Genomic DNA, 343 nt, shown 5'->3' on the forward strand with positions numbered 1-343 from the left:
GGTGACGGCGGATGGCTGACTTATCGAAGATGCGCCGCAGCTCGCTCGGCGTCCCGCCGCCGGCCGACGAGGCCAGCCCGAACCTATCGGCTCCCGAGGTCGCCCCAGCACCCGAGCCACGGGCCAGCCAACCCGCGGCGGCGCTTCACCCGGTCGAGCGCCAGCCCGAAGCGCCTCGCGCACGCCGTGACGGCCGCACTATGCGGAAGACGCATCGGACAATCGCTTTCGCCACCCGCGTAAGCCAGGATATCGACGACAAGCTTCGCGACATCGCCGAGCGCGACGGGCTCAAGCTGGTCGAGATCCTCGAGCGCGCCCTCGACGCCTACGAGGCTGCCCG

At 70.8% G+C, this 343-nt stretch carries 1 protein-coding gene; it reads left to right on the top strand.

Going from position 1 to position 343, the window contains the following annotated elements:
• Positions 1–11 precede the first annotated feature (11 nt).
• On the top strand, positions 12–343 hold a 332-nt coding region (locus P7D22_RS20060; protein WP_319936035.1), incomplete at its 3' end, for a hypothetical protein.

It is taken from the genome of Lichenihabitans sp. Uapishka_5 (assembly GCF_033947565.1).
In the GTDB taxonomy this organism is placed as follows: Bacteria; Pseudomonadota; Alphaproteobacteria; order Rhizobiales; family Beijerinckiaceae; genus Lichenihabitans.